Origin of the sequence: Clostridium sp. 'White wine YQ', assembly GCF_028728205.1 — a bacterium.
Lineage (GTDB): Bacteria > Bacillota > Clostridia > Clostridiales > Clostridiaceae > Clostridium_T.
Map to the genome: position 1 here is coordinate 1,263,141 of NZ_JAQYUU010000001.1, position 25,853 is coordinate 1,288,993.

Consider the following 25,853-nt stretch of genomic DNA (forward strand, 5'->3'; position numbering starts at 1 on the left):
TACCCAAAATTAATTATATCATATTCTCTATATTCCTTGAGTAACTCTTATTAATTAGTTAAAATGGATTGTATAGGTTTTTTATAGGAAACTTAACTTATGCTTACATAAATAAGTTAATAGTTGAACTTAAAACCCTATGTATAAGTTTCAAAAGGAGACATAAAAATGAGTGATATTGTTCTTGAAAGAGATATGTATATCCCTGTCAGAGATTTTTTTATAAGTAAAGGATATGAAGTAAGAAGTGAAGTTAACAATTGTGATGTTTGTGCCATGAAGGGTGATGAGCTCATTATAATAGAACTAAAGAAAAATTTAAGCGTTGATCTTTTAGTTCAAGGTGCAAAAAGACAAAAGACAGCTGATCTTGTATATATTGCTATTCCAAAGCCTAAAAAGCGTACAAGCTTTTCTAAATGGAGAGACATCTGCCATTTAATTAAAAGATTAGAACTTGGTTTAATTTTGGTTTCAAGTAGAAAAACTATTGAAATAGCTATTCATCCTGAAGCTTTTGATAGAGATAAAAGTATTATACAAAATAAAAGAAAACGTGATAAGCTTATAAAAGAATTCAATGGCAGACATTTAGATATGAATGTTGGAGGAAGCACTGGAGAAAAACTTATGACTTCATATAGAGAAGATGCTTTATATATTGCCTGTTGTTTACATATGTTTGGTCCACTTTCTGCTGCTAAGTTAAGAAAACTTGGTGCTGATGCTAAAAAAACCTATTCTATAGTTTATAATAATCACTATGGGTGGTTTAGAAAGATTGATATGGGAGTCTATTCTCTTACAGATGAAGGCATTAAAGCTCTTACTACATATAAAGAAATTATAGAAATATTAAAAACTAATATTCAAAATTTCAATGGATAGATTTTTATAATACTATCCATTTATTTTAATTAGATTTATTTCATTATTAAGGGGGGAATTATGATGAAATTAATAACGTTATTTTCTGATAAGAAGTTTTTTAAAGAAACTATTAAGTTAGCTCTACCTATAGCAACCCAAAACTTTATATTATCCTCATTAAATCTTTTCGATAATATAATAATTGGTGGATTAGGTGAAGTTGCTATTGCAAGTGTTGGCCTTGCAAATCAATTCTTTTTCTTATTAAACTTAGTTTTATTTGGAGTTGTAAGTGGTGCTTCAATATTTACAGCTCAATATTGGGGAAAGAAGGATACAACTAATATAAAAAGAGTACTTGGGTTATGTCTTATTACTGCAATAATTGCATCTGCTATCTTTACACTTTTCGCACTTATAATTCCAAATACTATTTTAAGCATTTTCTCAAATGACCCTGAAGTTATAAATATGGGCGGAAATTATCTTAGAATAATTTCTTTAAGTTATATCTTTACTGCTATTTCCTTTGCTTATTCTGTTACTTTAAGAAGCATTGGACATGTAAAAGCACCAATGATCGTAAGCGTAATCGCTCTTGGCATAAATACAATCTTAAACTTTGCCTTAGTTTATGGAGTAGGAAGCTATAAAGGTATTGGAGTTTATGGATCAGCTATAGCTACACTAATAGCAAGATTGCTTGAATTTGCAATGATGCTATACATAGTATATAAGCTAAAAACTCCAGTAGCAGCTTCTATAAAAGAACTATCTGATTTATCATTTGAGTTTATTAAAAAGTTCTTTAAAATAACAATACCAGTTATATTAAATGAAAGCTTATGGGCACTAGGAGTCACAGTATACTCAGTAATATACGCACATATGGGAACATCAGTAATAGCTGCAACTAATATAGTAAGTACAATTGATAGACTTGCAATGGTAATTTTCTTTGGCTTTGGTAATGCTGCTGCAATTATGATTGGAAATAAAATTGGTGAGAAAGATGAAAAAAGTGCATTTTTATATGCTAATAGATTTATAATATTAAATCCACTTCTTGGTATATTAATGGGCGTTCTAATTTATATAGGTGCTCCATCAATACTATTTGCCTATAATGTATCAGCTGAAGTTCATAATTATTCAAATTCCATGTTACATGTTTTAGGTATATTTTTATGTTTTAAGGTATTTAATTATACAAACGTTGTTGGTATATTAAGAAGTGGCGGAGATACAAAGTATTGTCTCTTCTTAGATATAGGTGGAATGTGGCTAGTAGGAGTTCCACTAGTAGCATTAACTGGATTATACTTTCACCTTCCTATAGAAAAAGTATATATATTTGTATTCATGGAGGAGATTGCTAAATTTATAGTAGGACTTCCTAGAATTGCTTCTAAGAAGTGGATAAATAATCTTGTTGTTCATTAGTTAAATAAAAGCAGGTATTTCAAAATAAATTTGAAGTACCTGCTTTTAAATATTATTAAATTTAATCTTCCATTTTATCTTAATTGTCAAAACCCCATGATATAAAAGAGCTTCCACTTCGTGTCCTAACTGTTCTAGTAAAGCCTTAGTAATACATAAACCTAACCCAGAATTTTTTTCACTTCTAGCTAAATCTGCTGTAAAAAATCTATCAAATATATGAGTAACATTTTCCTCATTTAAATTCGGTGCATCATTTTTAAACTCTGTTATAATATAGTTTTTTTCTTGCCTTAGGTTTATATCTATTCTGTTCTTTCCATGCTCTAAAACATTATTAATTAAGTTAGAAAATATCCTTGTTATAGCTTTCTCATCTGAAATAATCTTTGGAACATTTTCTTCAATATTAATATTGGGTTCAATGTTCTTATTTATAAAATCATCATAAAATAACGCTAGGGTTTCACAGAGCATATCCCCTAAACTAACTGCCTTCAAATCAAATTTATACTCTTTACCCTCAATTCTAGATAAATCATAAAAGCTTGTAATTAAACTTTGAAGAGTTCCAGTTCTTCTTTCTACTATCTCTAAGTACCTATCCTTTTCTTCTTTGGATATATTCCCATCTTTTATTAATTGTATATATCCCATTATAGAAGTTAACGGTGTTCTTAAATCATGAGATAAGTTAGCTATACTTTCTCTAAGTTTTTCTTCATCACTTTTAATTTTTACATTTATCTTTTGTTGGATTTCATATAAATTATTTATATTTACAACAAGATTTTCAACGTCCTTATCTAAGCCTGTCATTTTAACATTAGAGTAATCTCCTTTGCTTTTATTAACTTGCTTTGAGATGTACCTAATGTCATACTTTAGTCTTAAAATATAAGAGAGCAAAATGATTACAAATATTATTAATATAGCTATTATCCAAATCATTTTACCCTCTCCCTTCAAAATTATCTTATCTAATATCTTGCTTTTTAAATATCATTATACCACTTAATGTAGCAATTAATATAGTAATTATAGATACTATTATTGCCTTAGTGAAATCTCCGCTTGTAGCATGAGTAGAAGTTATCACTGCCCAATTATATGCTGGTGTAAGTTCGTAAAGTCTATCAAACCAATTATATTTCCCATAAAAATTCGATATTATGGTTGGTACAACTGTAAATAAGACTATACCAATTCCTATTGTTGTTCCATTACTCTTTGCTAAAGTTGCTATTAGCATTATTAATGAAGATACAGAGGTTCCTACAATTAAGGCTGCAATAAATGTCTTTAAGACTTCGATTATACCGATATTACCTCCCCATCCATACATAATTGATGCTCCTATAGATGCAACACTAACCATTATTCCAAGTAGCACTCCAACTGCTATAGAAATCGCAATAAGCTTTGATAAATAATAATGTTCTCTCCTTTTGCCATAGGCTAATATATTCTTTATAGTTCCTGAGGAATATTCTCCCGCAACTACGGCTCCAATTAATACAGCTATTATGATTTCCATTGTACCTGCTCCATAGGAGGCATAATATATCTCCTCTCCCTTTGGATTAAATATATCTTTAGAGGCTATGTGAAATCCCATGCCTCCACCAGGTTGAACTATAGTAGAATCAGCATTGCTCACACTTTGAAGCTGATTCATAAATTGTTCTTGCTGCGCCTCTGACATCCCTTTTAAGCTGCTTTTAATAAAATCTTCTGAAGATAAAAGTTTTGAAAGTCCTAGTAACATAACTGCAAGAAGTATCATAATAACGCATAGTACCTTTATTACTCTTGTTTTATAAACTTTATATATTTCTGCTTTTATTAATCTAGTCATTCTTAACACCCCCTATAGTATTTAAGAAATATTCCTCTAGGTTTTGTCCTTTTAGTCCTATTTTATCTACTATAACTCCATTAACTGAAAGGAGTGTATTTATTTTTCCAACACTATCTAAATGACTATATACCTTAACAATGTTATTTGGATATACCATATAATCTGTAATATCAAGTTCTTTTTCAAGTAAAACAACACTTTTCTTAGTATCACTTACTAGAATCTCGATATATTGCTTGCATTTTTCTCTTAAGTCTTTTGCAGAAATTTCTTCAATTAAGTTTCCTTTATCAATTATTCCATAATTGGTTGCTAGTTCAGAAAGCTCACTCAATATATGACTAGATATTAAAATAGTTACATCCTTTTCTTTATTTACTTTTTTTAACAACTCACGAATTTCCACAATACTAACTGGATCTAAACCATTAATTGGTTCATCAAGAATAAGAAATTTTGGATTTCCAAGCAGTGCATTAGCTATTCCAAGCCTCTGCTTCATTCCTAATGAAAAATTCTTAAACTTTTTCTTTCCAGCATCCTTTAATCCGACCTGCTCTAACACTTCATCAATGGATTCTTTTCCAGCAATATTTCTAACTAGCCTTGAAACTTCTAAGTTTTCTCTTGCAGTCATATTTGGATAAAAGGATGGGCTTTCAACTAAACTTCCTGTAATCTTTCTTGCTTCATCTATATTATTATCTGAGGCTTCTGGTAAAAGTTCCACTTCTCCACTTGTTTTATGAATAAGTCCTGTAATTAATCTAATTAAAGTGGTCTTTCCTGCACCATTTTGCCCAATAAATCCATATATTTGTCCTTTTTCAATAGTCATATTAACATTATTTAATGCATATTGATCTCCATATCTCTTTGTAAGATTATGGGTCTTTAAAACTACTTCATTCATAAACTTACTCCTCCTTTTCTTTAGTTATATTATTAAATACATTTGATAATATAAGCTTAATTAAATATTAAGAAAGTATTAAGTGTTATTCTTGAAGCTTAAAGCCTATTCCCCAAACAGTTTGAATATATTTTGTTTCACTATCCACATGGGCTAATTTAGAACGCAAATTGCTCATATGTACATTTACAGCATTATCATCTCCATATAATTCATCATCCCATAATGCCTTAAATAAATTTGCCCTAGTAAATACTTTCTTTGGATTGCTCATTAAAAGCTCCAATATCTTATATTCCATAACTGTTAAAACTATAGTTTCATCCCTTACTAGTACTTGCTTTGCTTCAGTATCTAAGACAATATTTTTATACGTTAATTTGCTATTTGAGATCTTTGGCATTGAGAACTCTTTATATCTTCTTAATTGTGCCTCAACCCTTGCTAAAACTTCATGAATATCAAAAGGCTTAACTATAAAATCGTCTGCCCCTAGCTTTAAAACATTAATCTTGTCCTCTTGAGCTGTTTTAGCTGAGATTACGATTATAGGCATTATTTTAAGCTTTCTTGTTTCAGAAATAAGTTCCTCACCACTTATTCCAGGCAGCATTAAATCAAGTAGCATAATATCATAATCATACTGTTCTATACACATTTTCCCCTCTGTGCCTGAGTATGCACTTCTAACTAAATAACCTTCTCTAGTTAATATATTTGTAAGTAAACTATTAATATCGCTATCATCTTCAACTATTAATACATTTGCAATTGGATTCATATCTTTAAAAATCCCTCCCACTTAAACTTATAAGAGTATTAATTAAATTGTATCATGAAATTCCATAAATTGATAAAAGCTTAAACCATATTTTTTAGTTTAAGCTTAATATTACTTTATAATTCTTTATTCTTGCATATAGAACAGGAAACCATATAGGATATAACCCCTACTAAAACTACAATCAAACCTCCAAGAATAGGTAAGATATATGGTTTTTCTTGTGAAATAGATATTGTTTTATTAATTAAGTTAATCATAACTGCATTTTTGCCACTTAAAAATGTTGGTAGTAGAAAGACTATAAATGCAGGAACCATATATATTATCATTGATAACATTTTACCTTTCTCTAATCCAAATTTATAATAAATAGGATATTGAACTAAACATATAATTGACGCAGCAATTCCTGAAATACATACAATTGATAATTCTAAATTACTTAATAAATTATTAGAATAGAAGTACCAAATAACGCCTCCATTAATTCCCCATATAATTATTATTAAACTAGATAAATATAAAAATCTTCCTAGCACCATATGGGATATCTTTGAGGGTAACATATAATACATCTTAGTACACTCCTCATTTACTTCTGCTGAAAATGGCACCGTTCCAACTATTACTAAAAAGAAAAACATATACCCAATTCCCATTATAGGAGCCTCTTTCATAAAGAAAATTAGAAATATTGCAGGTAGTAATAAAAAATATCTAAAAATACCTTTCATCATCCTAAAATCAAGTTTTAAAAAGCTTAAAGATTTCATTATCTCTTCCCCCTAACACCTTTTATATGAAATACCACAATATCATCCACTCTTGGCTTCTCAATTAAAAAACCATCATTAAAATACTTAGCGTCACTTGAATGAATTAATCCTTCAAAGCCTATATTCGATTTCTTACATCCAATAAGCTTCTTTTCTCTTTCATCTGTTAAGTCTTCATTTCCACCCTTTACAATTAAATAACTCTCCACTATATTATCTTTTGAGTCATAAAAAATAGTTTTTCCTTTATCTATAAAATATAGATAGTCTGCTATCTTTTCTAAGTCGCTCATTATATGTGTTGAAAACATAACACTTCTTTCTCCATCAGATATATAATCCTGTAATATTTCAAGAATTTCACTTCTTATAACTGGATCAAGTCCACTAGTAGGTTCATCAAGCACTAAAAGTTTAGTATCTCTTGATAAAACGGTAGCAAACATCAATTTAAGCTTCATACCTTTTGAAAATTTCCTAAGGGCTGTCTTCCTTGGCAGTTCCCACATATTAACGTAAGATATAAACTTCTCCTCATCAAAAGTTGGATAAAAATCTTTTAAACTACCCAGTATATCATTTATATTAAAACACTCAGGATAATAACATTCATCAGCTATATAACCTATCATTTCTTTATATGCTTCCTCATTATCAATATAACTTTTCCCCATAACTGTTATTTGCCCGCTGTCTCTTTTTAACTGTTCCATAATGAGCTTAATAGTTGTTGTTTTTCCTGCTCCGTTTTGTCCTATATATCCTAAAATATATCCTTTAGGTAATTCTAAGTTTATATTTTCAAGTTTAAAGGATCCAAAGTTCTTACTTAGATTTTTAATTTCAAGTGCATTCACTTTTCTCACTCCTCCATCAAATTTTCTAATATTTCTATAAGTTCTTTATTAGATATGTTTGCAATCTTTGCATCTTCAATAGCTGATAAAAATGACTCTTCTATTCGTCTTAAGTACTGTTCTTTTACCATCTCATTATCCTTAGGTAAAACTACACTACCTTTACCTTGTATTGTTGCTATAAATCCTTCAGCTTCTAAATCTGAATAAGCTCTAGTTGTTGTAATAACACTTATGCCTAACTCTTTAGCTAATTGTCTTATTGAGGGTAAAAATTCATTTTCAGGAATATTTCCTGATAGAATCTGCTCTTTTATCTGAACTTTTATCTGCTCATATATAGGTAAATCAGATTTATTTGAAATTAATATTTTCAATAATTCTACCTCCTTTGTTAATACTGTATATATTATAATATATACAGTATATACACTATTGTCAATAAAAAAATATAAATTTAATAAAAATAAACACCTACTAAACTAAGCGGTGTTTATAAATAAAAGCTTTCATTTTTTATAGCACATATAAAGATATCAAACTAGTAATTTGTTATAAATATGTTAAAATGTAGAAGAATGAGGTCGTGAGAATTACTTGAATGCTAATTTAATTATAGGAGAGGTGTTTATTATGAAAAAGTTGATTAACCTATTACCTCTTATGGTAATATTACTTCTAACTTTTACAAACTTATCTAAACCAATTAAAGCTATAGCTATTATAATAACTATGTTGTTCTATATTTACAGCATTAGAAATAATACAAATAGTAACTGAGTAAATCAAAAATGTAAGAAAACTAATGGTTTGCCACAAAAAGTAAAAAGCCCTGCAATTGCAGAACTTTTACTAAGATATCAACTTAAATATTAATTTTATAGAGTAATTTCTAGCTATTTACCATGTTAGTTATCTTAATCACTAACAATATAACATTTTTCCTTTCAATCAATTTCTACATTACAGATAATTTTTCAGGTTATATTCTCTTTCCTTTATCCCTTATAAAATTATCAAATACAAATTTCAAAATCACTAGTTGGGGAAATAAAAGGAATAGCATTGGTATCTTAATTAAAATGTTATACTTTAGTGATATACTTATCAAAATAAATAAAGTTAACAATACTATAGCCTGCATTATAATGCAGCTTACAAGTTTAATATCTTTTTTCATAATTACCTCTTTAATAACATATTTTAAAAGAACATTGACCTTAAATAACTGTTCTTCGCCCAGACATCCTAATTTTAGGCTATGATTTTTTTATTCTTATCCTTATCAATAATACCGCAATTAGTGCAATTGAAAGAACAGCAATTATTGGAACTAATTTACTCGTGTCAACTTTATCCTTGATATTATCATTTGTTATAACTATCATTGCAATAAATAGTCCTAAAGATATTATCAAAAAAATAATTTTAATTACATTATCTTTCAAGTTGCTGAAATACCTCCTTATGTTCCTTCAATCAATAAAATACTAGATATCCTAAGCATTATGATAAAACTAATTTTTATAAGTATTTTTTTATTTTCTATTCTCATTAATATATTTCTGATACTTTACTTCTGAACTATTCCATGAAAATTTACCAATTATTATACCACCTATAATACCAATTATAGTATCTATAATGATATTTTGAATATTAAACATAATCTTACCTTCCATTAGTCTTCCTATTCCAATAAACATATTTATTAAGAATACAAAATATATGATCCATAATACGGTATACTTACTTTTTCCTAACTTACGAAACTTGGACCAGGATTTAAAATTCTTATCTATTAGCACTTTCTCCCCCTAAATACAACTACACATATTACAATAACTTACAATTGTCTATTGGTTTTATTATACAGTATGCAAGTGCCCAATTACAATATCTTGCATTTTTCTTTAACATAATATGATTTTAAGTAATATAAAAAGCCATCTTAAAAGTAACTAAATACCTTTAAAATGACTTTAATCATCTAAATATCAGGCTCTACATGTACAATAGCCTCACTTATATTGAATTTATCTATTAGCATTTTCTCAATTTCTACTGTTATACTATGCCCTTCTACAACGGTTAATTTTGAATCAACTGTAACTACTACATCTAATAGAATAATGTTTCCATGGGCTCTACCTCTTACACTTTTAATACTTAGAACCCCATTAACAGTACTTATACTTTTAGCGATATTATCTAAATCTTCTTTTTTAAATCCATCAGATAGATTATGGGAGGCTTCACTAAAAATTTCCCAACCAGTCTTTATTATAAGTATTCCAACAATTACAGCAGCTAGTGGATCTATCCATGGAAAACCAAATTGAGATGCGAAAATACCAACTGAAGTTCCTACACTTACCCAGGCATCAGATAGATTATCTTTAGCAGCTGCCATTAATCCCGCACTATTTATTGAAACTGCAATTTTCTTATTATATCTATAAACAAAATAAATAGCTATTGCACAAATAATTGCAGTAATGGCTGCAACTATATCTGGTTTTTCTCCTTTAAAATATATTATTGATTTTGCAGCAGTATAAAGAACATTTAGCCCTACAACTATCATGATTAGTGATGCTACTAAGGACGCTATGGTTTCTGCTCTTAAATGTCCATATGCATGATTTTCATCTGCTGGTTTTCTTGATATTCTAAGTCCAATTAAAACAGCTAATGATGCTATTATATCTGTGGTATTATTAAGTCCATCAGCCATTAAGGCTTCAGACTTTGAAAAATACCCTACAACTAATTTGAACATTGCAAGAGCTATATATGCTAATATACTAACACGTGCACCTTTTTCTGCTATCTTTAAGTTTTCATATTTATCATCCATAATTTTAGCTCCCCGATATAATTTATTGACTTATAAACTATAGTATTTATTTTTCACTTAAATAATATCCAAGGCTAACTTTAGTTTATTTTCTTTTATTATTTCTAGGATACCAGCCTTTGTTAACCCGGTTCTCTTGTTCGAACAATTCCATTATACCCCAAAAAAGAGCAAATCCCAATATTCCTAGTAGAACTGAGGCTATTTCTTCTTTAATGCTTATTGAGCCAACTAAGCATATAATCCCGCCTATTAAAAATAATGGCCAAATTCTCTTTCCAAAATAAAATTCAGATTTTACAACTAATGGATGTAAAAAACCAATAATAAAAAATGCCCCAATGCCAATTATTATTCCATAATAGTTCATAGTTTCACTCCTTTAAAATATGATTATATGTTATTTAAAATATTGAAATATTGCTTCTATATTGGCTTTTACACTATATTGTCCTGGCTCAATTGGTGCTGCGGAACTTGCTTTATATACTGCATTCATTGGGGCTATTCTATTAACTGCTTGTTCTGTTATTTTAATAGGTACAACATCCAATCTTACATTTAAGCTTCCTGCCATAACCATGGCTTTATCTTGTGCATCCTTAATTGCTAATTTTAGAGCACTTAAATATACTTTGTTTTCATCTGATACAAGAAAACCAATATTTCCTATGTTATTTGCTCCATTTGCAACTGCTGTATCTATTACCTCTCCAATTTTATCTATATCTCTTACAAGAACTCTTAAATTATTTCTTACCTCATAACCTCTAAAGACTTGTTTTCCATCCACATAATCATTTCTAATATTGATATTATAATCTTGAGTTTGTATATCCTTTAAATCTACTCCTAGCTGTCTTATACTTTCTATAACACTATTTGATATCTTTGTATTTTCTTCTTGGGCTGATTTTATGTCCATATTCTCTGTTATTACACCAATAACTACTTCTGCCATATCCGGTCTTACATATACTTCACCTTCACCAATTAAATTGAACCTATTTTTAACATCTTCTTCTCTAATAATTCCATCATATAAATCATTAAAAGCATATCTAATATCATCTTGAAACATAATTTTTTTCCCTTCAAAATAATTACTATTTTATATTATGAAACTAATAATAAATGGTACACTAAATAAATTTAAAATCCAGGCTCAAAAATTCAATTTTAAACCTGGATCTAATATATAAATATTTATTTAATATATTCTCTTAATTCTTGAAGTTCATCATCAGTTATATTTCTCCACTTACCTATTTCAATGCCATCAATATTTATGTTAATTATTCTTATTCTTTCTAATCTTATAACGGTATAACCAAAGGTTTTTGTCATTTTTCGTATCTGTTTATTTAATCCTTCAGTCAAAATAATTCTAAAAGTATTGTTGTCTATTTTATTTACTTTGCATGGCTTTGTTAATTTTTCACCTAGTTTAACGCCTTTAGACATTCCATTAATAAAATTATTATCTATTGTTTTATCAACTGTAACAATATATTCTTTTTCATGGCTATTCTCTGAGTTTAATATTTTATCTGCTAGCTCCCCATCATTTGTCATTATAATTAAACCTTGTGATTCCTTATCTAGTCTTCCAACAGGAAAAATATATTCAGGATAATTAATATAATCAATTATATTATCTTTAACATCTTTTGCCGCAGTGCAAGTTATTCCTACTGGTTTATTTAAAACTATATATATTCTTTCTTTTCTTTTAATAGGTACACCATCTAAAAGTATTATATCTGTTTCCTCTACCCATTGTCCTGGCATTGCAAGCTCACCATTTATAATTACCCTTTTATCATTAATAAACCTATTGGTTTCAACTCTAGAACAATATCCATAATTACTTAGTAGTTTATTTATCCTCATTTGTTGCTAGTAATCCCCTTTGCAATTTAACTTAATATAATAAATTTATCACTTAAATTAACATTTGTACAATTTACATTTTTTCTTGCTTAACTCTTATTATTATGTAATCACAAATAATCAAAGGTTGAATATACTATAATGAGGTGATAATATGTCTAATTTACAATTTGATCTTAATGTAGAACAAGTAGAAACTCCCTCAACTGTTGTTCCTAACCCTGAACTAGTCGCAAAAACAAATAGATTTTATCAAGTTCCAGTATTTTTAAGCCATCCAACAAGTACTACCTTAAATAATCTTCAAATAAGATTTCTTCTTAGATTAATGGATGAACTTAAAAAAGTACTACTTTTCCCAAGAACTCTTCCAAACACAGAACAATATCCAGAATCAACTATGACAAGCATAAGAAGAATGATTAACTCTAGCTTTGGAATGATAACCTTAAATCTTGCTAGAATAAAGGTAAGAGTTATAGATACCAATGGTGCAACTGTTTATGCAAATGAAATCGGTAGAGAATATTGGACAGGCTCAACCTTCTCATTTATAGAACCGGCAATGGCCTTTCAACGTGGTCTACCACAACTTTTCATTACAGAGAATACAGAATCTGGCCAAGATGTTTTTGAAGCTGGAGGAATTACTCCTTTCAGAGTATTAGTTTGGGATTCTTCAAAAGGAATCGACTTTTTCTTTAGCAGTGTTGAATGGAAAGAAGCTCTTCAAAACTGGTCTGCAGAAGTTAGAAGCGGTTACTTCTTACAAACTCAACCCACTTATGATTATGTTTCTGAAAAATAACAGCGAATAAAACTTTAAGGACGAAAACTAAATGTTTTCGCCCTTTTTAGTAAAATTATTATTTTTTCATTCCAGTATAAATTAAAATTGCATCTCTTAAGAACTCTGCAGCTCCTTTAGTTATCTTATCATAATATGCTGTAAATCTTTCATCATCAACATACATTTGAGCTATACCTGCATGAGCTTCTTTGCTATATGAATCCCAATAAAAACTTAACCATTTACGATGTAAATCAGCTGTTTTTTGAGCTAGCTCTCCTGCTGGATCTCCCGTTTTAATAGCTTCCTCAAGAGTTTCTAATACTTCATTAGATAGCTTAGTTATTTCGTCATACTCCTCTTGGGTCATATTCTTCAATTTTTGGTTAGACTTATTTATTGTATCATCACCATATTTTTCACGAATTTCTTTTCCGTATTTCTTTTCATTTTCATTTATCAAATTTTGTTTAAATCCTTCAAATTTCTCTTTATCTGACATTATAGTTCCTCCTTCAGTTTGAGCAATAGTTTTATTAACATTTTCAATTAATAAATCCAATTGTGCTCTTTTTTCAAGAAGCTTTTCACGGTGTTCCTTCAGTGCTTTAGCTGCATCAAAGTAAGGTGAAGTCATAATATCTCTTATATTTTCTAAGCTTACTCCAAGCTCTCTGAAAAAAAGAATTTGTTGCAGCCTATCTACTTCAGCTTTACCGTATATCCTATATCCTGATGAGTTTATTCTTGCCGGCTTAAGAATACCTATCTCATCATAATACCTTAATGTTCTGGTACTTACTCCTGCTAATTTTCCAAGTTTCTGCACTGTGTATTCCATGTTTACGCCTCCTTACAAACTAAATATACACCTTGCCGTAACGTTAATGTCAATAAGAATTTAAATTTTTTAATTTAATTTTTTTATTAGGCTTAAAAGGTAAAAATTGAGTAAATTGTGATTTGAATCATATTAATAAATTCATTTCCATAATAAACTATTAAACAATCTACTAAATAATTGTAACAAATTAGGGGGAGTATATGATGTTTATTTACTTAATACTGTTCATATCAATTGCACTAATTATATATATGTATGTAAAATACATTTTACTTAATAATGAACTTAAAAATTCCAAGAAATTAATGAATTTAATCTTATCTCATATTGGTGATGGGGTTATTATTTCAGATAATAATGGAAATACTATTTCAACTAATTCAATAGTTAATAGTATTACAAATATAGATGAAAAGAATCTAAAAAATCTCTCTTCTGATTCAGTTTTAAAGACTATATCTAAAATTATATATCAAAATTCCCAAGATGAAAATTCTAAAGATAGTACAAACTTAATTTGTGAGGATGATTGTATTAACAAGTCAGTATTATTTACTAAGAAAAGAAATGGAAAAACTTATAACAAAGTAACAATATTACATAACCTATTTGAATGCTCTACTGCACACCAAATAATACATAAAATGGCTCACTACGACTCATTAACTGGTTTAGCAAACAGAAGTTATATAAATGAACTCTTAAGCTTAGAATTAAAAACATCTAAAGAAAACAAAACACAAACTGCTGTTGTATTTATAGACCTAGATAATTTTAAAATTATTAATGATACTTTGGGCCATGATATTGGAGACCTTGTTTTAAAAGAAGTTAGTTCAAAAATTCAAGAACATTTAGGCAACGAAGCTCATACTGGACGACTGGGTGGAGATGAGTTTTTAATTATTTTACCTGCAATTAAAAGCCCTAAAGATTCACTAAATAAAATCAATAACCTTTTAAATGATCTAAATGGTTCAATTACCATAGATAATAAAGAAGTTTTTATAACTGCTAGTGCTGGAATATCTGTTTGTCCCTTGCATAGCTATGATGCAAAAACTTTACTAAAAAATGCTGATATCGCTATGTATAATGCCAAAAACAAAGGAAAAAACCAATGTCTTTTATTTAATGAGGAAATGAGTATAGAGAGATCTACAAAGCTTGAAATTATTGAAGATTTAAAAAATGCGATTGAAAATAATGAATTTAAACTTTTTTATCAACCAAAGGTTGACATAATAACTAACAAAATGATTGGAGTGGAAGCACTAATAAGGTGGTTTCACCCCAAAAAAGGAATTATTCCACCTTCTAAATTTATACCTATTGCTGAAGAAACTGGTTTAATACTCCCAATAGGAGAATGGGTGTTATTAGAAGGATGTAAGCAAAATAAAATATGGCAACAATCAAACTATTCACCTATTGGTATGTCAATAAATTTATCTACCCATCAATTTGAGCACCCTAGTATTATTAATACAATAAAAGATACATTAAGCAAAACTCAGTTAGATCCTAAGTGGCTAGAACTCGAAATTACTGAAAGTATTGCTGTAAAATCTTTTGAGTATGCCTCAAAAAAATTAGCCAAATTAAAAGAAATAGGAGTTTCAGTAGCAATGGACGACTTTGGAACAGGGTACTCCTCCTTTAGCTACCTAAAACACCTGCCTATTGATACTTTGAAAATTGATAAAACTTTTCTAGATGATGTAGCTAAGGACACAAATGAAGAATTAATTACAGCTTCAATGATAAATTTAGGAAAGAGGTTAAATCTCACAGTGGTAGCAGAAGGTGTTGAAAACAATGAACAACTATCCTTTTTAAAAACAAATAAATGTAACATTGCGCAAGGATATCTATTTAGTGAGCCTATTCCCTCCACTGAAATTGAAAAATTATTTTAAAATGCTTTATTTTCTATAATAAATAATATTTAGAGGTGATATATATGAAGGATCGAATTATTATAATTGGTAGTGGTACTGCTGCTCTTTCTTCGATAAAGGCAATACGAGAAATAAATACTGATAGCGAAATTTTAGTACTAGGAGAAGAAAACTTTTATCCATATTATAGAACTAAAATTTCTAAAGGTCTTTTAGATGGATTAAACGAAGACAAGCTTTTACTTAAAAAGAAAGATTGGTATTCTTCTAATAACGTTAAAATTCATTTAGGTCATAAAGTAATATCAATAGAACCTGATAAAAAGGCTATAACCTTGGAAAATGGAAAGACTGTGATTTATGATAAATTACTTATTACTACAGGCGCAACTAATAATATTCCACCTATTAATGGAATAAATAAAACCGGAGCCTTTACACTCAGGAATTTAAATAATGCTTACGATGTATTAGATTACATTAATGTGTGTGAAACTATACTACTTATTGGTGGAGGAATTCAAAATCTAGAGGTAGCTAATATATTATCTAAAGAAGGTAAAAAAGTTATAATTGCAGAGTTTGCAGCTAGATTAATGCCCAAATTACTTGATGACTATGCGTCAAATTATTTAAAAGAAGCAATGGAATCACAAGGTGTTAAAATCTTACTAAATACACAAGTTGAAGAAATTCAAGGAGATGAAAAAGTACAAGGTTTTAAAACAAAGTCTGGTATTGAGTATTCTTGTGATATGATAATTTACTCTACTGGAATAAAGCCAAATGTTGAAATAGCTTATAATACGCAAATTGAAATTAATAAAGGTATCATTGTTAATGAAAAAATGGAAACAAATATAAAAGATATTTTTGCTGCAGGAGATGTAACTGAATTTAATAGTAGGGTTTATGGTTTATGGAACATTTCATCTGAACAAGGAAATGTCGCTGGAGCCAATATTTGTGGCGAAGATAGTATTTTCACCCCTCCTATTCAATTTTCTTCAATGAATGCCTTTGATTTATCTCTTTTTTCAATTGGAGATATTGAAGAATCTAATGAAACAAATTTGTTTACTCAAATAGATTTAGATAAGGAAAACAGTAAATATTATAAAGTTTTAGTTAGAAATGACAAGATAGTTGGTGCTATAATTCTTGGCGATCAAAAAAGGGCAATGATTATAAAAAAACTAATTGAAAATAAGGTTGATATTAAATATGATGAATCTTCTTTTACCTCAATAAATGACTTTATAGAAATAATTAAAACCTTAAAATAAGTTAAAATACTATGTATTGTATATTTTTACAAACCTTCGCAGATACTACCTTCATGAATATATGAATGGAGGAAATAAGTATGAAGGAATTAAAAAAAGGAGTATATTGGGTAGGGGCTACCGACTGGAAAGTACGTCATTTTCATGGATATGAATTATCAACCCACCGCGGGAGTACTTATAATTCTTATTTAATTAAAGATGAAAAAACGGTTCTTATTGATACCGTATGGGAACCTTTGACTGATAGATTTCTTGAGAACTTGCGTGAGGTAACAGATATATCAAAAATTGATTATGTAGTCATGAATCATTTTGAACCAGATCATTCTGGTGCTTTACCAGTTATTATGGAATATATACCAAATGCTACTGTGATAGTTTCAAAAGGCGGTTTAGAAACAGCTACAAGGCATTATCATAAAAATTGGAACTTTAAAGTTGTAAAAACTGGCGATAAAATAAGTATTGGTAAAAATGAGCTTGTTTTTATTGAAGCAACTATGCTCCATTGGCCTGACAGCATGTTTACATATCTAACAGGTGAAAATATATTATTTTCAAATGATGCCTTTGGACAACACTTTGCATCCTCAAGTATTTTTAATGATGAGGTTGACGAATTTGAGGTAGATCAAGAGTCTCTTAAATATTATGCAAATATCTTAACCCCATTTAGCAGATTTGTTACTAAAAAAATTGATCAAATTAAAGGACTAGGATTACCAGTCGATATGATTGCTCCAAGTCATGGTATCATCTGGAGAAAAGATCCTATGAAGATTGTTGATAAGTATTATGAATGGGCAAAAGGTAATTCAGAAAAAAGTGTGGTAATTGTTTATAACTCTATGTGGGGCGCTACATATAAGATGGCAGCATTTATTGCAAAAGGATTAGAAGCTTCCGGTGTAAGTTATAAAATACTCAACGCAGCCACTGCTGATAGAAATGATATCATAGCTGAAATATTTAAATCCAAAGGAATTTTACTTGGTTCTTCTACTGTAAATAATGGACTTCTCACATCTCTTTTGCCAGTTATTGAAGATTTAATTGGTCTTAAGTTCATAAATAAGGTTGGTGCTTCTTTTGGAAGTTATGGCTGGAGTGGGGAATCTCCAAAGATTCTCTCTGATTATTTATTAAAAGCAAATATAAAAGTACTACAAGATGAATTAAAAATTAAATACATGCCTGATGAAAAAGAATTAGACGATTGTATTACCTTTGGAAAAAACTTTGCTGATAAATTACTTCAAGAATTTGTATAGCATACTATATTAAAAATAGGAATTCTTAAAAGTTTTAAGAATTCCTATTTTTAATCCCATAAATTATAAGTTCTAGAATAACTCCGGCTCCTATTCCAACTAAATAGGCTAATAAATCTGGCCAAGAAAATACATACCCTAATATCAATCCACCTAAAGTATTTTGCCTTATCTTATCAATCCAATCTGCATGATATAATTGACTAAATTCTATGATAAAACAGAAAGAGGTTGCTATTAATGCTGCTATTTTCAGCTTTATTTTTATAAAAATGAAGCCCACAATAAAAAATATCATAAGAGCCCATAAAATATCTCCTAAATATAAATTTTTGAATCTTCTTGTCATTAATCCTAAAACTATTACTAGAATTATTATAATACCATATAGAGTTCTATTACGCTTATAGATAATATCTCACCTCTACTCCTGCAATTACAAATTTAAATAAGAAAATTCCTTTAAACAATTAATAATAGCTTCTTGTGTATCTGGAAAGCTTACATCCATATTATTTAGTTTTTTATTTGATATCCTTAAATCTCTCTTACTATCTTTATATCTATCTGTATCTTTTATTAAGATATCTTCTACTCTATTACTTAATCCCATCTGTTCTATAATGCTCTTCCCTATTTCATAAGTACTTAAGTTATTTTCACTTCCTGCATTATATATTCCACCTGGAATATTAATTATCTTACTAATGTTTCGTATTAAATCATAAACGTAAGTAATACCTCTATACTCATTTGCAGGCAAACTAATGCTTTGATTTTTAACTGCGGCTTTTATAATATTCCAAATTATATTTGAATTAACCTTTTTATTTCTCTCTGGTAAACTAAAAAGCCAAGTTAATCTTAAAATTACAGCATCATCTACCATTTTCGCTATATGATTTTCTGCCTCAATTTTATGTTTTCCATAAACAGTATTTGGTACGACTATGCATTCTTCACTATAAGGGCCGCTTTGAATATTTGCATTATATACTTGATCAGAACTAAGGTATATTAGTTTTGCTTTCGATGCTTCACAGCCCTTAGCTACATTTATTGAACCTTCTACATTAACTTTATATGATAGTTCTGGATTTCTCTCACAAAGCCCAGTATCAGATATTGCCGCCGCATGGACAACATAATCCGGATTTATATATTTTATTTGTTCTATGCTTTCTTCTTTTGTTATCTCTAAATCCTTCTTATTTAAAGCAACTATATTAAACTCATTTTTATAATATTCAATAAATCTTGAAGCAAAAAACCCTTCTGCTCCTGTAACTAATATTTTTTTCATTTAAGTCATTCCTCTCATTGATTTTTCTCATCATCTACAAATTGATATTATTTTTTATTTACCTGCACTTTCTAATGCTTTTTCTATAGACTTTAATATTACTTTACTGCTAACAGTTGCACCAGATACGGTATCTACTTTAACCTTTTGATCTTCCACCACCTTGTCCACCAATACTTCTGCTGGCTTTCCTCTATCATATTTATGTTTTACAAGGTCAATTTTAGTTATTTTATGATCCTTCACCGTTACCTTTACTTCAGCTGCTACCCATAAGGTTTCTGTACTTCCTTCATAAGTGCCATCTGGAACTTTTGTAAGATCTACTTCAGAAATTACTATATCATTCACCTGTTTTTGATAGGTTTTTAAGTCCATATATGACTTAATACCTTTTACCCCAAAGTAGATTGCTATAATAGCTGCAATTCCTATTATAGAAACAATTATTTTTCTTTTACTCATTCTCTCTCTCCTCATACTAATATTTCTACGTTATCTTTATTATAATATAAATTATGAATTTTCTACCAGTTAACATATGTTAAAACTAACTTACTCTATATAAAGAATTTTGAAATTACTCCACCTACAAATCTAGCAGCAACGGTTTTTATACAAAGTGAATTATTAGGAATATAATAAGTACATTCCTTATTTAGCCATCCATTTTCTCTCCAATACAAATAATCTAAATTATCTTCTTTACTATATTGCTGCCAATTTTTTTGCTGTATTTTAAATATCATAAGAGAATAAAATGTGGGAATTAGTTTCTTATTAGTATAAAGAGAATCAAAGAATTTTTTAGCTATTGCATTAATTTCATTACTATATTCTAATTCAACTTTCTCCTTATCAATAAGTGCTCCAGTTCTAAAGTTTCTTTTGGCAGATATATAAGCCCCCCAGCTTTGAATAGCTGAGCTTATCGTTCTTATAGCATGGCTAGTTGCACCTCCACCTGAAGTTGTAATGATAATAGATGCCTTCCCTGAAAATGCTGGTCTATGGCAAATGAATGCCATTCTATCTATAAAATTTTTCATTATTCCATTAGCATCTTCAACATAAACCGGACTTGCAAAAATAACACCATCTGCCTCAATTATCTTGTCTCTTATATTAAGCAACCCATCATTTAGTGGACAATACTTTTCTCCCTTATTAAAGCAAATTCTGCATCCCAAACATAATTGTAATTCATAATCAAATAAATTTATCCACTCAACATCTAAATTTACACTTAGATTCATAGCATATTGTACTATTTCATTTTCTATGAATTTTACAATAGTCGCAGTATTACCCTTTTTTCTAGCACTACTTATTATTACAACTATCCTCAAAATTATCTCACCTCTATATTGGGAAAATATATCTGATAATTTTATGTTAATAAATTACATCCATTTCTTTATTTTTCTAGCAAATTCCTCTACATGTCTATTATCCGTTCCACAACATCCACCAATAACTTTTATTTTATGTTTATTATGAAGTTCTTCTATACTTAAGGCTAAATCTATTGGCGAATCTGATTTTATAGTCTCTAGGTTATCTAGCTCTTCTGGCTCAAGAGGAGATGCATTTGCTTGAATACCTAAGAAACGTTCTTTAACTAGGTTTGTTCTATTTACATCACTCCACAAGGCCTCACTTAATATACTAGGATGTACACAGTTAACCATATATCCTAGTGGTTTTCTATCTGTTGCTAAATCAATAGCACTAATAGCATGATTGATTATTGTTCCATCCAATAATGCCCCATTTCTTCTTATCATAAAGCTAATAATATAAGGTATATTTGTGCATTCCATTGCTTTTGCCATTCCAATAGCCTCAAAAATTTCTGGCATTATACCCGCAAACAAATAATCAACCTTTGATGACTCAAACTCTTTTGCTTGCCAAAGATGAAATCTATACCCCTCTTCTTTTGAGAGTGCTTCTTCATAATTGTATGCATCACCTTTGCATCCCATTAGTCCTCCGATAAATATTTTATTTTTATGAGAAGGATATTTTTCTCTAATATCTTTTAGAAAATCTACATTGTCCTTTATAATATTTTTATTATTATAAGAAGAATTTGATATTTTGGTCTTATTTGCTCTTCTGGTGGGTGTCATAATCATTATTGGCAAATCATATTTCTCTGAGGTCTCTATATACTCCATGTATATATTTCTAAGGACAGAAGCTTGTCTATCATTATAAATTAACCCCGCATGCATGATTTCTTCATCTAATTTAACATTGTATTCTTTCTTTAATCTTTCAACTATCGCCCCTTCTGTAAGTATATATTTATATTTATAAAAAGATGAAAGAAATGTATTATCATTATTCATTTCACAACTCATATTTTCGCCCCCTAAAATATGTATAATTAGAATATAACTTATGTTAAAACATATGTAAATATATTACTACTATACTATATTATGAAAGCTATTAACATAAAAAAGCCTAGCATAAAAGCTAGGCTTTAACATTTATTTTTGATACATTAATTCATAGTATTCTTTAAGCATTCTCTCCACTGAAAAATATTCTTTAGTACTATTAATGCTGGCTACCATCATATCAATCCATTTTTCTCTATTATCATAGTAAGTAGGAATAACCTTTGCTAGTAAAACCTTATATAAAGCATCCTTGTCATGCTCATCTAATTCCTCAAAATCCTCACTCTCAAAGCCATCTCCAAACTGCCAACCATTTACACCATCTTCACAAGCTTCTGGCCACCATCCATCTAATATTGAGCAGTTAATTACTCCATTCATTGCTGCCTTCATACCAGATGTTCCACTTGCTTCTAATGGTCTTCTTGGATTATTAAGCCATATATCAGAACCCCTAGTTAACATTTTACCTATGGTCATGTCGTAATTTTCTAGGAATACAACCGAATTTGGATAAAGTTTTGACATTTTAACTATATTCTCTACTATTTCTTTGCCTGTATCATCTAATGGGTGAGCTTTACCTGAAAAAACAATTTGAATCTTTCCTGATTTTAATAATGGTTCGATTATTTCTTTATCTGAAAAAATCAAGTTACTTCTTTTATATGGTGCTGCTCTCCTTGAGAATCCAATTAGTAATTTATCCTTATCTAATTTAACTTTATTTCTTTCATATACAAATTCAATTAATGCTTCTTTATTAAGCATATGCGCATTCCATATATTATTTTTACTATCTTCATCTCTATTAAAATCCTTAGCTGCCTTAAGCATTCTCTCATCAACCCAAGTCTTTAAATGAATAGCATTTGTTACTCCGATTATATCTGATTTTCCTTCTACATTCTTCCACATCTTATTAGCTGTGTCTTTGTGAAGCTGAGCTACTCCATTAGATATTTTTGATAGTCTTAATCCTCCTACTGTCATGTTAAAAGGTGACCCACCAATCTCTACAAGCTGTTCTATGGTTAACCCGCAATTAGCTCCCATGTACATTAATCTATCTATATAATGAGATTCATTTCCTTGAATTATAGGTGTATGTGTTGTAAATACTATCTCTTCTTGAGTCTTTTTAAATGCCTCATTGAAAGTTAATCCATCATCCATTTTCTCTCTTATTAATTCAAACCCTGCAAAAAGTGCATGTCCTTCATTAAAATGATATATATCTGTTTCTATTCCTAATGCCCTTAAGGCTTTAATTCCACCTATCCCTAGAACCATCTCTTGAGCTATTCTTTCTTCACCAAACCAACCATAAAGCTGACCAGTTATCCATGCATCTTCATTCTCTGGCAAATCAGTATCTAATAAATATATAGGTGCATTATCGTATTTATCAACTAACCATACCTTACATACTACATCTCTTTGGCGTATTTTTACCGTAACTTTAACTCCAGTATCCTTCAAAAAGTCATACTTATAATTATGATAAGCATCGTAAGGTTTATTATCCGCTCCTATAACTTGATCTGAATATCCTTGTTTCCAATTGATTCCTATTCCAACTATAGGGTAATTATATTCTTTTGCTCCCTTTAAATAATCTCCAGCAAGAATACCTAATCCCCCTGCATATGTTCTCATTTCAGTATCTAGAGCATATTCCATACAGAAATATGCAACACTTGGCAATTTCTTCATAAAATAACCACCTCTCAAAGCTATGAAAATAATATTACATTGTTATGAATAAGCTTACCCCTTTACAATTGTTTCTACAGCCATATTATACCATGTTATTTTATAAGCCAAATCAACTTTTTACCTTTATATATTAACTTTGTAAGTTCTCACAAAATTAAGAGTGTTACATTGTAAGTAAAACATAAAAAAATCCCCAAGGCGATTATGAGCCGTCGATTTTTTTCTCGCATCTGCCTTTCCAAACGCATGTGAGGAAAAATTGGCAGGCGACTAATTCTATTTTTTACTCTTTAGGGCAGTCTAGCAATCCTTAGGTTATGATTTAAACTCATAAAATTATTCTAAGACTAAAAATATTATCATTCCTAAAGAGTAAAAAATAGACCTAAAATAGGTCTATTAAAATTAACTAAAGATATTTCTCCTCTAAGTTTTCTAAAATATCTATATATAGTTTACTAACTTCATCTTCTATTGCATTATTTTCAAAATCTTCACATTCCTTATTTATTTGTTCAATCGTCTCTTTTGATAATTTTCTTTGTGCAAAAGTATAGACTGTATTGTCTTCTTTTTCAATATGTCTTGTAAGTAAGTGAGTATAGGACATTGCATTAGCGATTACATCTAGTTTACTTTCTTCATCTCCAGCTTTAACCCTATCTAAAGCTAGTTCAAGTTCCCTCATATGTAGTCTTCCTAAGTCATGTTCTACTAGCATACCTTGATTAACTAATTTATCAGCCACTCCTCCGATTTCACTTACCATTCTATTGAAAAGAATCTTTTCCTCTTTACCATGGTGATGATTATCAGCATAATTTCTTACAAAATCAATTATCTTAGAAAAGTCCTCATATGATATGTCCTCACCTTTTAAAATTCCAAAACAAACCTTTCTTACTACTACAAGCATTCTTTTAATATATTTATGTTCATCTACCATTAAACTAATTGCATCCATAGTTATCCTCCTAAATATTTTTTATTTTTAAACCGTAAAACCCTACCTTTTCCTTTGTTTCTGCTAGTTGCTTATCAACTACGCTAGCTTCGTTTATATGGTCAATTATTGTATCTGCTGTTATTTTAAGAATCTCGTCTACATCGCTTATCTCTAAGCTCATATTTTCGATGTGCTTCTTTTGAACTATTAATGTGTCCATTACTTCTTTAACTTCACTATCAACCTTTGTAACTGCAATTAGGCTTTCTTCAATTTTATGTACAGCTTTTTGAGTTGCCTTAACTCCTTCTTCTATTGCCTCATTTGATTTACTTGAATTCTCAAGCACCACTCTTGTTTCTGTTTCAATACTTTCAATTAAGCTTGAAATGTCAGTGATACTTTTCTTAGTCATTTCTGCTAGCTTTCGTACTTCACCAGCAACTACAGCAAATCCTTTCCCTTGCTCTCCAGCTCTAGCTGCTTCTATTGCAGCATTTAATGCTAGCAAATTTGTTTGTGTAGCTATACTTGTAATTAGTCCAACTACCTCATTTACTTTTCCAAACTTAACTACTAACTCGTTTATACTCTCCATGCTTTTTTTATTTTCTAATTCTAGAGATTTAATTATATTAGCCATTTCTTCAATAGTTTGCTTACCTTCATTAGATTTATTCACAGTATCTTTAGTAAGCGTATCAAGACTTTTGCTTTCCAGATATAATTTATCAGTAGATTCATTAGTTGTAACAGTTAGATTAGATATCTTATTCATATGTATTTTAATATCACTTGCAAGTTCAGCTAGTCCATCATGTTGTTTATTTACTATATGATGTTGATCAACAGTCTTTGAAATTAGATTATTAATAGAATCTATGAATTCAATAGCTTCTTCATTTACTTTTATATCATTTTTCATTGTATTTTGTTCTTTAGTCAGATATACTGCTTCATTATTTCTCTTTTTAAAATTTAACATCCGATGCCTCCAAATACCTCAATTTTATTTATATAGATTAATTATAAATTCTTAGGTTTAGGAATTAATATGATTCATATCACACTTTGTTTAATAATAACAAATTTTTCTTATTTAATATGTAACCATTGTTA

At 29.2% G+C, this 25,853-nt stretch carries 29 protein-coding genes; 7 read left to right on the forward strand and 22 right to left on the reverse strand.

What is annotated here, in order from left to right; all coding sequences use genetic code 11:
- Positions 1-168: 168 nt before the first annotated feature.
- Together PTZ02_RS06350 and PTZ02_RS06355 are read left to right on the forward strand one after the other, a co-directional pair.
- Positions 169-888: a DUF2161 domain-containing phosphodiesterase gene (locus tag PTZ02_RS06350; RefSeq protein WP_274226959.1), complete on the forward strand. Its 720-nt coding sequence runs from the start codon at positions 169-171 to the stop codon at positions 886-888.
- Between the two features lie 60 nt (positions 889-948).
- Positions 949-2,313, forward strand: coding sequence for an MATE family efflux transporter (locus PTZ02_RS06355; protein ID WP_274226960.1), 1,365 nt, complete (start codon positions 949-951; stop codon positions 2,311-2,313).
- 45 nt (positions 2,314-2,358) lie between these two features.
- Here the strand turns inward: PTZ02_RS06355 and PTZ02_RS06360 are convergent, their stop codons facing one another.
- From PTZ02_RS06360 to PTZ02_RS06390, 7 genes are all read right to left on the reverse strand, one after another.
- Entirely contained in the window at positions 2,359-3,264 is a 906-nt protein-coding gene (locus tag PTZ02_RS06360) for a sensor histidine kinase (protein WP_274226961.1), read from the reverse strand.
- 25 nt (positions 3,265-3,289) lie between these two features.
- The gene (locus PTZ02_RS06365; RefSeq protein ID WP_274226962.1) at positions 3,290-4,171 is read right to left on the reverse strand and encodes an ABC transporter permease subunit; all 882 of its coding nucleotides are present in this window, start codon (positions 4,169-4,171) and stop codon (positions 3,290-3,292) included.
- Positions 4,164-5,087: an ABC transporter ATP-binding protein gene (locus PTZ02_RS06370; RefSeq protein ID WP_274226963.1), complete on the reverse strand. Its 924-nt coding sequence runs from the start codon at positions 5,085-5,087 to the stop codon at positions 4,164-4,166. Before PTZ02_RS06370 ends, PTZ02_RS06365 begins: the two co-directional genes overlap by 8 nt.
- Before the next feature lie 85 nt (positions 5,088-5,172).
- Entirely contained in the window at positions 5,173-5,868 is a 696-nt protein-coding gene (locus PTZ02_RS06375) for a response regulator transcription factor (RefSeq protein WP_274226964.1), read from the reverse strand.
- 116 nt (positions 5,869-5,984) lie between these two features.
- Positions 5,985-6,644, reverse strand: a complete 660-nt coding sequence (locus PTZ02_RS06380; RefSeq protein WP_274226965.1) for an ABC-2 transporter permease — start codon at positions 6,642-6,644, stop codon at positions 5,985-5,987.
- A complete protein-coding gene (locus PTZ02_RS06385; RefSeq protein ID WP_274226966.1) occupies positions 6,644-7,504 on the reverse strand; it encodes an ABC transporter ATP-binding protein in 861 nt (286 codons plus the stop codon). Before PTZ02_RS06385 ends, PTZ02_RS06380 begins: the two co-directional genes overlap by 1 nt.
- 5 nt (positions 7,505-7,509) lie before the next feature.
- Entirely contained in the window at positions 7,510-7,881 is a 372-nt protein-coding gene (locus PTZ02_RS06390; protein WP_274226967.1) for a GntR family transcriptional regulator, read from the reverse strand.
- A gap of 256 nt (positions 7,882-8,137) precedes the next feature.
- Between PTZ02_RS06390 and PTZ02_RS06395 the strand changes: the two genes are divergently transcribed.
- Positions 8,138-8,284 carry a hypothetical protein gene (locus PTZ02_RS06395; RefSeq protein WP_274226968.1) on the forward strand — a complete coding sequence of 49 codons (147 nt, stop codon included), beginning with the start codon at positions 8,138-8,140 and terminating at the stop codon, positions 8,282-8,284.
- Between the two features lie 479 nt (positions 8,285-8,763).
- On the opposite strand, the gene PTZ02_RS06400 is transcribed toward PTZ02_RS06395, so the two are convergent.
- From PTZ02_RS06400 to PTZ02_RS06425, 6 genes are all read right to left on the reverse strand, one after another.
- Positions 8,764-8,952: a hypothetical protein gene (locus PTZ02_RS06400; RefSeq protein WP_274226969.1), complete on the reverse strand. Its 189-nt coding sequence runs from the start codon at positions 8,950-8,952 to the stop codon at positions 8,764-8,766.
- Between the two features lie 90 nt (positions 8,953-9,042).
- Positions 9,043-9,312, reverse strand: coding sequence for a hypothetical protein (locus PTZ02_RS06405; protein ID WP_274226970.1), 270 nt, complete (start codon positions 9,310-9,312; stop codon positions 9,043-9,045).
- A 182-nt stretch (positions 9,313-9,494) separates the two neighbouring features.
- Complete coding sequence (locus tag PTZ02_RS06410) at positions 9,495-10,364, reverse strand: cation diffusion facilitator family transporter (protein ID WP_274226971.1); 870 nt, start codon at positions 10,362-10,364, stop codon at positions 9,495-9,497.
- A gap of 85 nt (positions 10,365-10,449) precedes the next feature.
- On the reverse strand, positions 10,450-10,734 hold the full coding sequence (locus tag PTZ02_RS06415) for a DUF4491 family protein (protein WP_274226972.1): 285 nt from the start codon (positions 10,732-10,734) through the stop codon (positions 10,450-10,452).
- 30 nt (positions 10,735-10,764) lie between these two features.
- Positions 10,765-11,445: an SIMPL domain-containing protein gene (locus PTZ02_RS06420; protein ID WP_274226973.1), complete on the reverse strand. Its 681-nt coding sequence runs from the start codon at positions 11,443-11,445 to the stop codon at positions 10,765-10,767.
- A 125-nt stretch (positions 11,446-11,570) separates the two neighbouring features.
- Complete coding sequence (locus tag PTZ02_RS06425; protein WP_274226974.1) at positions 11,571-12,257, reverse strand: pseudouridine synthase; 687 nt, start codon at positions 12,255-12,257, stop codon at positions 11,571-11,573.
- 154 nt (positions 12,258-12,411) lie between these two features.
- On the opposite strand from PTZ02_RS06425, the gene PTZ02_RS06430 reads away from it, so the two are divergent.
- Positions 12,412-13,065, forward strand: coding sequence for a hypothetical protein (locus PTZ02_RS06430; protein WP_274226975.1), 654 nt, complete (start codon positions 12,412-12,414; stop codon positions 13,063-13,065).
- Positions 13,066-13,123: 58 nt separating this feature from the next.
- Here PTZ02_RS06430 and PTZ02_RS06435 read toward each other — a convergent pair whose 3' ends face one another.
- Positions 13,124-13,888 (reverse strand): MerR family transcriptional regulator, encoded by a 765-nt coding sequence (locus tag PTZ02_RS06435; RefSeq protein WP_274226976.1) that lies wholly within the window; start codon positions 13,886-13,888, stop codon positions 13,124-13,126.
- 206 nt (positions 13,889-14,094) lie between these two features.
- On the opposite strand from PTZ02_RS06435, the gene PTZ02_RS06440 reads away from it, so the two are divergent.
- The 3 genes from PTZ02_RS06440 (at position 14,095) to PTZ02_RS06450 (ending at position 18,352) form a co-directional block, all read left to right on the forward strand.
- Positions 14,095-15,810 (forward strand): putative bifunctional diguanylate cyclase/phosphodiesterase, encoded by a 1,716-nt coding sequence (locus PTZ02_RS06440; RefSeq protein WP_274226977.1) that lies wholly within the window; start codon positions 14,095-14,097, stop codon positions 15,808-15,810.
- Positions 15,811-15,854: 44 nt separating this feature from the next.
- Positions 15,855-17,078: an NAD(P)/FAD-dependent oxidoreductase gene (locus PTZ02_RS06445; RefSeq protein ID WP_274226978.1), complete on the forward strand. Its 1,224-nt coding sequence runs from the start codon at positions 15,855-15,857 to the stop codon at positions 17,076-17,078.
- A gap of 80 nt (positions 17,079-17,158) precedes the next feature.
- Complete coding sequence (locus tag PTZ02_RS06450; protein ID WP_274226979.1) at positions 17,159-18,352, forward strand: MBL fold metallo-hydrolase; 1,194 nt, start codon at positions 17,159-17,161, stop codon at positions 18,350-18,352.
- Between the two features lie 34 nt (positions 18,353-18,386).
- Here PTZ02_RS06450 and PTZ02_RS06455 read toward each other — a convergent pair whose 3' ends face one another.
- The 8 genes from PTZ02_RS06455 to PTZ02_RS06490 form a co-directional block, all read right to left on the reverse strand.
- Positions 18,387-18,767, reverse strand: a complete 381-nt coding sequence (locus PTZ02_RS06455; protein ID WP_274228072.1) for a ribosomal maturation YjgA family protein — start codon at positions 18,765-18,767, stop codon at positions 18,387-18,389.
- Positions 18,768-18,788: 21 nt separating this feature from the next.
- Entirely contained in the window at positions 18,789-19,655 is an 867-nt protein-coding gene (locus tag PTZ02_RS06460; protein ID WP_274226980.1) for an SDR family oxidoreductase, read from the reverse strand.
- Positions 19,656-19,709: 54 nt separating this feature from the next.
- The gene (locus PTZ02_RS06465) at positions 19,710-20,120 is read right to left on the reverse strand and encodes an FMN-binding protein (RefSeq protein ID WP_274226981.1); all 411 of its coding nucleotides are present in this window, start codon (positions 20,118-20,120) and stop codon (positions 19,710-19,712) included.
- Between the two features lie 95 nt (positions 20,121-20,215).
- Entirely contained in the window at positions 20,216-21,004 is a 789-nt protein-coding gene (locus PTZ02_RS06470) for a flavodoxin family protein (protein ID WP_274226982.1), read from the reverse strand.
- A gap of 54 nt (positions 21,005-21,058) precedes the next feature.
- Complete coding sequence (locus PTZ02_RS06475; protein ID WP_274226983.1) at positions 21,059-22,024, reverse strand: homocysteine S-methyltransferase family protein; 966 nt, start codon at positions 22,022-22,024, stop codon at positions 21,059-21,061.
- A gap of 132 nt (positions 22,025-22,156) precedes the next feature.
- Positions 22,157-23,785, reverse strand: a complete 1,629-nt coding sequence (glgP, locus tag PTZ02_RS06480; protein WP_274226984.1) for an alpha-glucan family phosphorylase — start codon at positions 23,783-23,785, stop codon at positions 22,157-22,159.
- 412 nt (positions 23,786-24,197) lie between these two features.
- Positions 24,198-24,752: a hemerythrin domain-containing protein gene (locus PTZ02_RS06485; protein WP_274226985.1), complete on the reverse strand. Its 555-nt coding sequence runs from the start codon at positions 24,750-24,752 to the stop codon at positions 24,198-24,200.
- Between the two features lie 10 nt (positions 24,753-24,762).
- Positions 24,763-25,719 (reverse strand): methyl-accepting chemotaxis protein, encoded by a 957-nt coding sequence (locus PTZ02_RS06490; protein WP_274226986.1) that lies wholly within the window; start codon positions 25,717-25,719, stop codon positions 24,763-24,765.
- Positions 25,720-25,853: the final 134 nt, after the last annotated feature.

What these genes read in the sequence shown, in the direction of transcription:
- PTZ02_RS06465 (WP_274226981.1), bottom strand. Translation starts at nt 20,120, where the DNA reads ATGAGTAAAAGAAAAATAATTGTTTCTATAATAGGAATTGCAGCTATT.
- PTZ02_RS06450 (WP_274226979.1), top strand. Translation starts at nt 17,159, where the DNA reads ATGAAGGAATTAAAAAAAGGAGTATATTGGGTAGGGGCTACCGACTGG.
- PTZ02_RS06435 (WP_274226976.1), bottom strand. Translation starts at nt 13,888, where the DNA reads ATGGAATACACAGTGCAGAAACTTGGAAAATTAGCAGGAGTAAGTACC.
- PTZ02_RS06355 (WP_274226960.1), top strand. Translation starts at nt 949, where the DNA reads ATGATGAAATTAATAACGTTATTTTCTGATAAGAAGTTTTTTAAAGAA.
- PTZ02_RS06370 (WP_274226963.1), bottom strand. Translation starts at nt 5,087, where the DNA reads ATGAATGAAGTAGTTTTAAAGACCCATAATCTTACAAAGAGATATGGA.
- PTZ02_RS06415 (WP_274226972.1), bottom strand. Translation starts at nt 10,734, where the DNA reads ATGAACTATTATGGAATAATAATTGGCATTGGGGCATTTTTTATTATT.
- glgP (WP_274226984.1), bottom strand. Translation starts at nt 23,785, where the DNA reads ATGAAGAAATTGCCAAGTGTTGCATATTTCTGTATGGAATATGCTCTA.
- PTZ02_RS06485 (WP_274226985.1), bottom strand. Translation starts at nt 24,752, where the DNA reads ATGGATGCAATTAGTTTAATGGTAGATGAACATAAATATATTAAAAGA.
- PTZ02_RS06395 (WP_274226968.1), top strand. Translation starts at nt 8,138, where the DNA reads ATGAAAAAGTTGATTAACCTATTACCTCTTATGGTAATATTACTTCTA.
- PTZ02_RS06490 (WP_274226986.1), bottom strand. Translation starts at nt 25,719, where the DNA reads ATGTTAAATTTTAAAAAGAGAAATAATGAAGCAGTATATCTGACTAAA.
- PTZ02_RS06375 (WP_274226964.1), bottom strand. Translation starts at nt 5,868, where the DNA reads ATGAATCCAATTGCAAATGTATTAATAGTTGAAGATGATAGCGATATT.
- PTZ02_RS06380 (WP_274226965.1), bottom strand. Translation starts at nt 6,644, where the DNA reads ATGAAATCTTTAAGCTTTTTAAAACTTGATTTTAGGATGATGAAAGGT.
- PTZ02_RS06410 (WP_274226971.1), bottom strand. Translation starts at nt 10,364, where the DNA reads ATGGATGATAAATATGAAAACTTAAAGATAGCAGAAAAAGGTGCACGT.
- PTZ02_RS06430 (WP_274226975.1), top strand. Translation starts at nt 12,412, where the DNA reads ATGTCTAATTTACAATTTGATCTTAATGTAGAACAAGTAGAAACTCCC.
- PTZ02_RS06440 (WP_274226977.1), top strand. Translation starts at nt 14,095, where the DNA reads ATGTTTATTTACTTAATACTGTTCATATCAATTGCACTAATTATATAT.
- PTZ02_RS06445 (WP_274226978.1), top strand. Translation starts at nt 15,855, where the DNA reads ATGAAGGATCGAATTATTATAATTGGTAGTGGTACTGCTGCTCTTTCT.
- PTZ02_RS06420 (WP_274226973.1), bottom strand. Translation starts at nt 11,445, where the DNA reads ATGTTTCAAGATGATATTAGATATGCTTTTAATGATTTATATGATGGA.
- PTZ02_RS06365 (WP_274226962.1), bottom strand. Translation starts at nt 4,171, where the DNA reads ATGACTAGATTAATAAAAGCAGAAATATATAAAGTTTATAAAACAAGA.
- PTZ02_RS06460 (WP_274226980.1), bottom strand. Translation starts at nt 19,655, where the DNA reads ATGAAAAAAATATTAGTTACAGGAGCAGAAGGGTTTTTTGCTTCAAGA.
- PTZ02_RS06360 (WP_274226961.1), bottom strand. Translation starts at nt 3,264, where the DNA reads ATGATTTGGATAATAGCTATATTAATAATATTTGTAATCATTTTGCTC.
- PTZ02_RS06350 (WP_274226959.1), top strand. Translation starts at nt 169, where the DNA reads ATGAGTGATATTGTTCTTGAAAGAGATATGTATATCCCTGTCAGAGAT.
- PTZ02_RS06425 (WP_274226974.1), bottom strand. Translation starts at nt 12,257, where the DNA reads ATGAGGATAAATAAACTACTAAGTAATTATGGATATTGTTCTAGAGTT.
- PTZ02_RS06475 (WP_274226983.1), bottom strand. Translation starts at nt 22,024, where the DNA reads ATGAGTTGTGAAATGAATAATGATAATACATTTCTTTCATCTTTTTAT.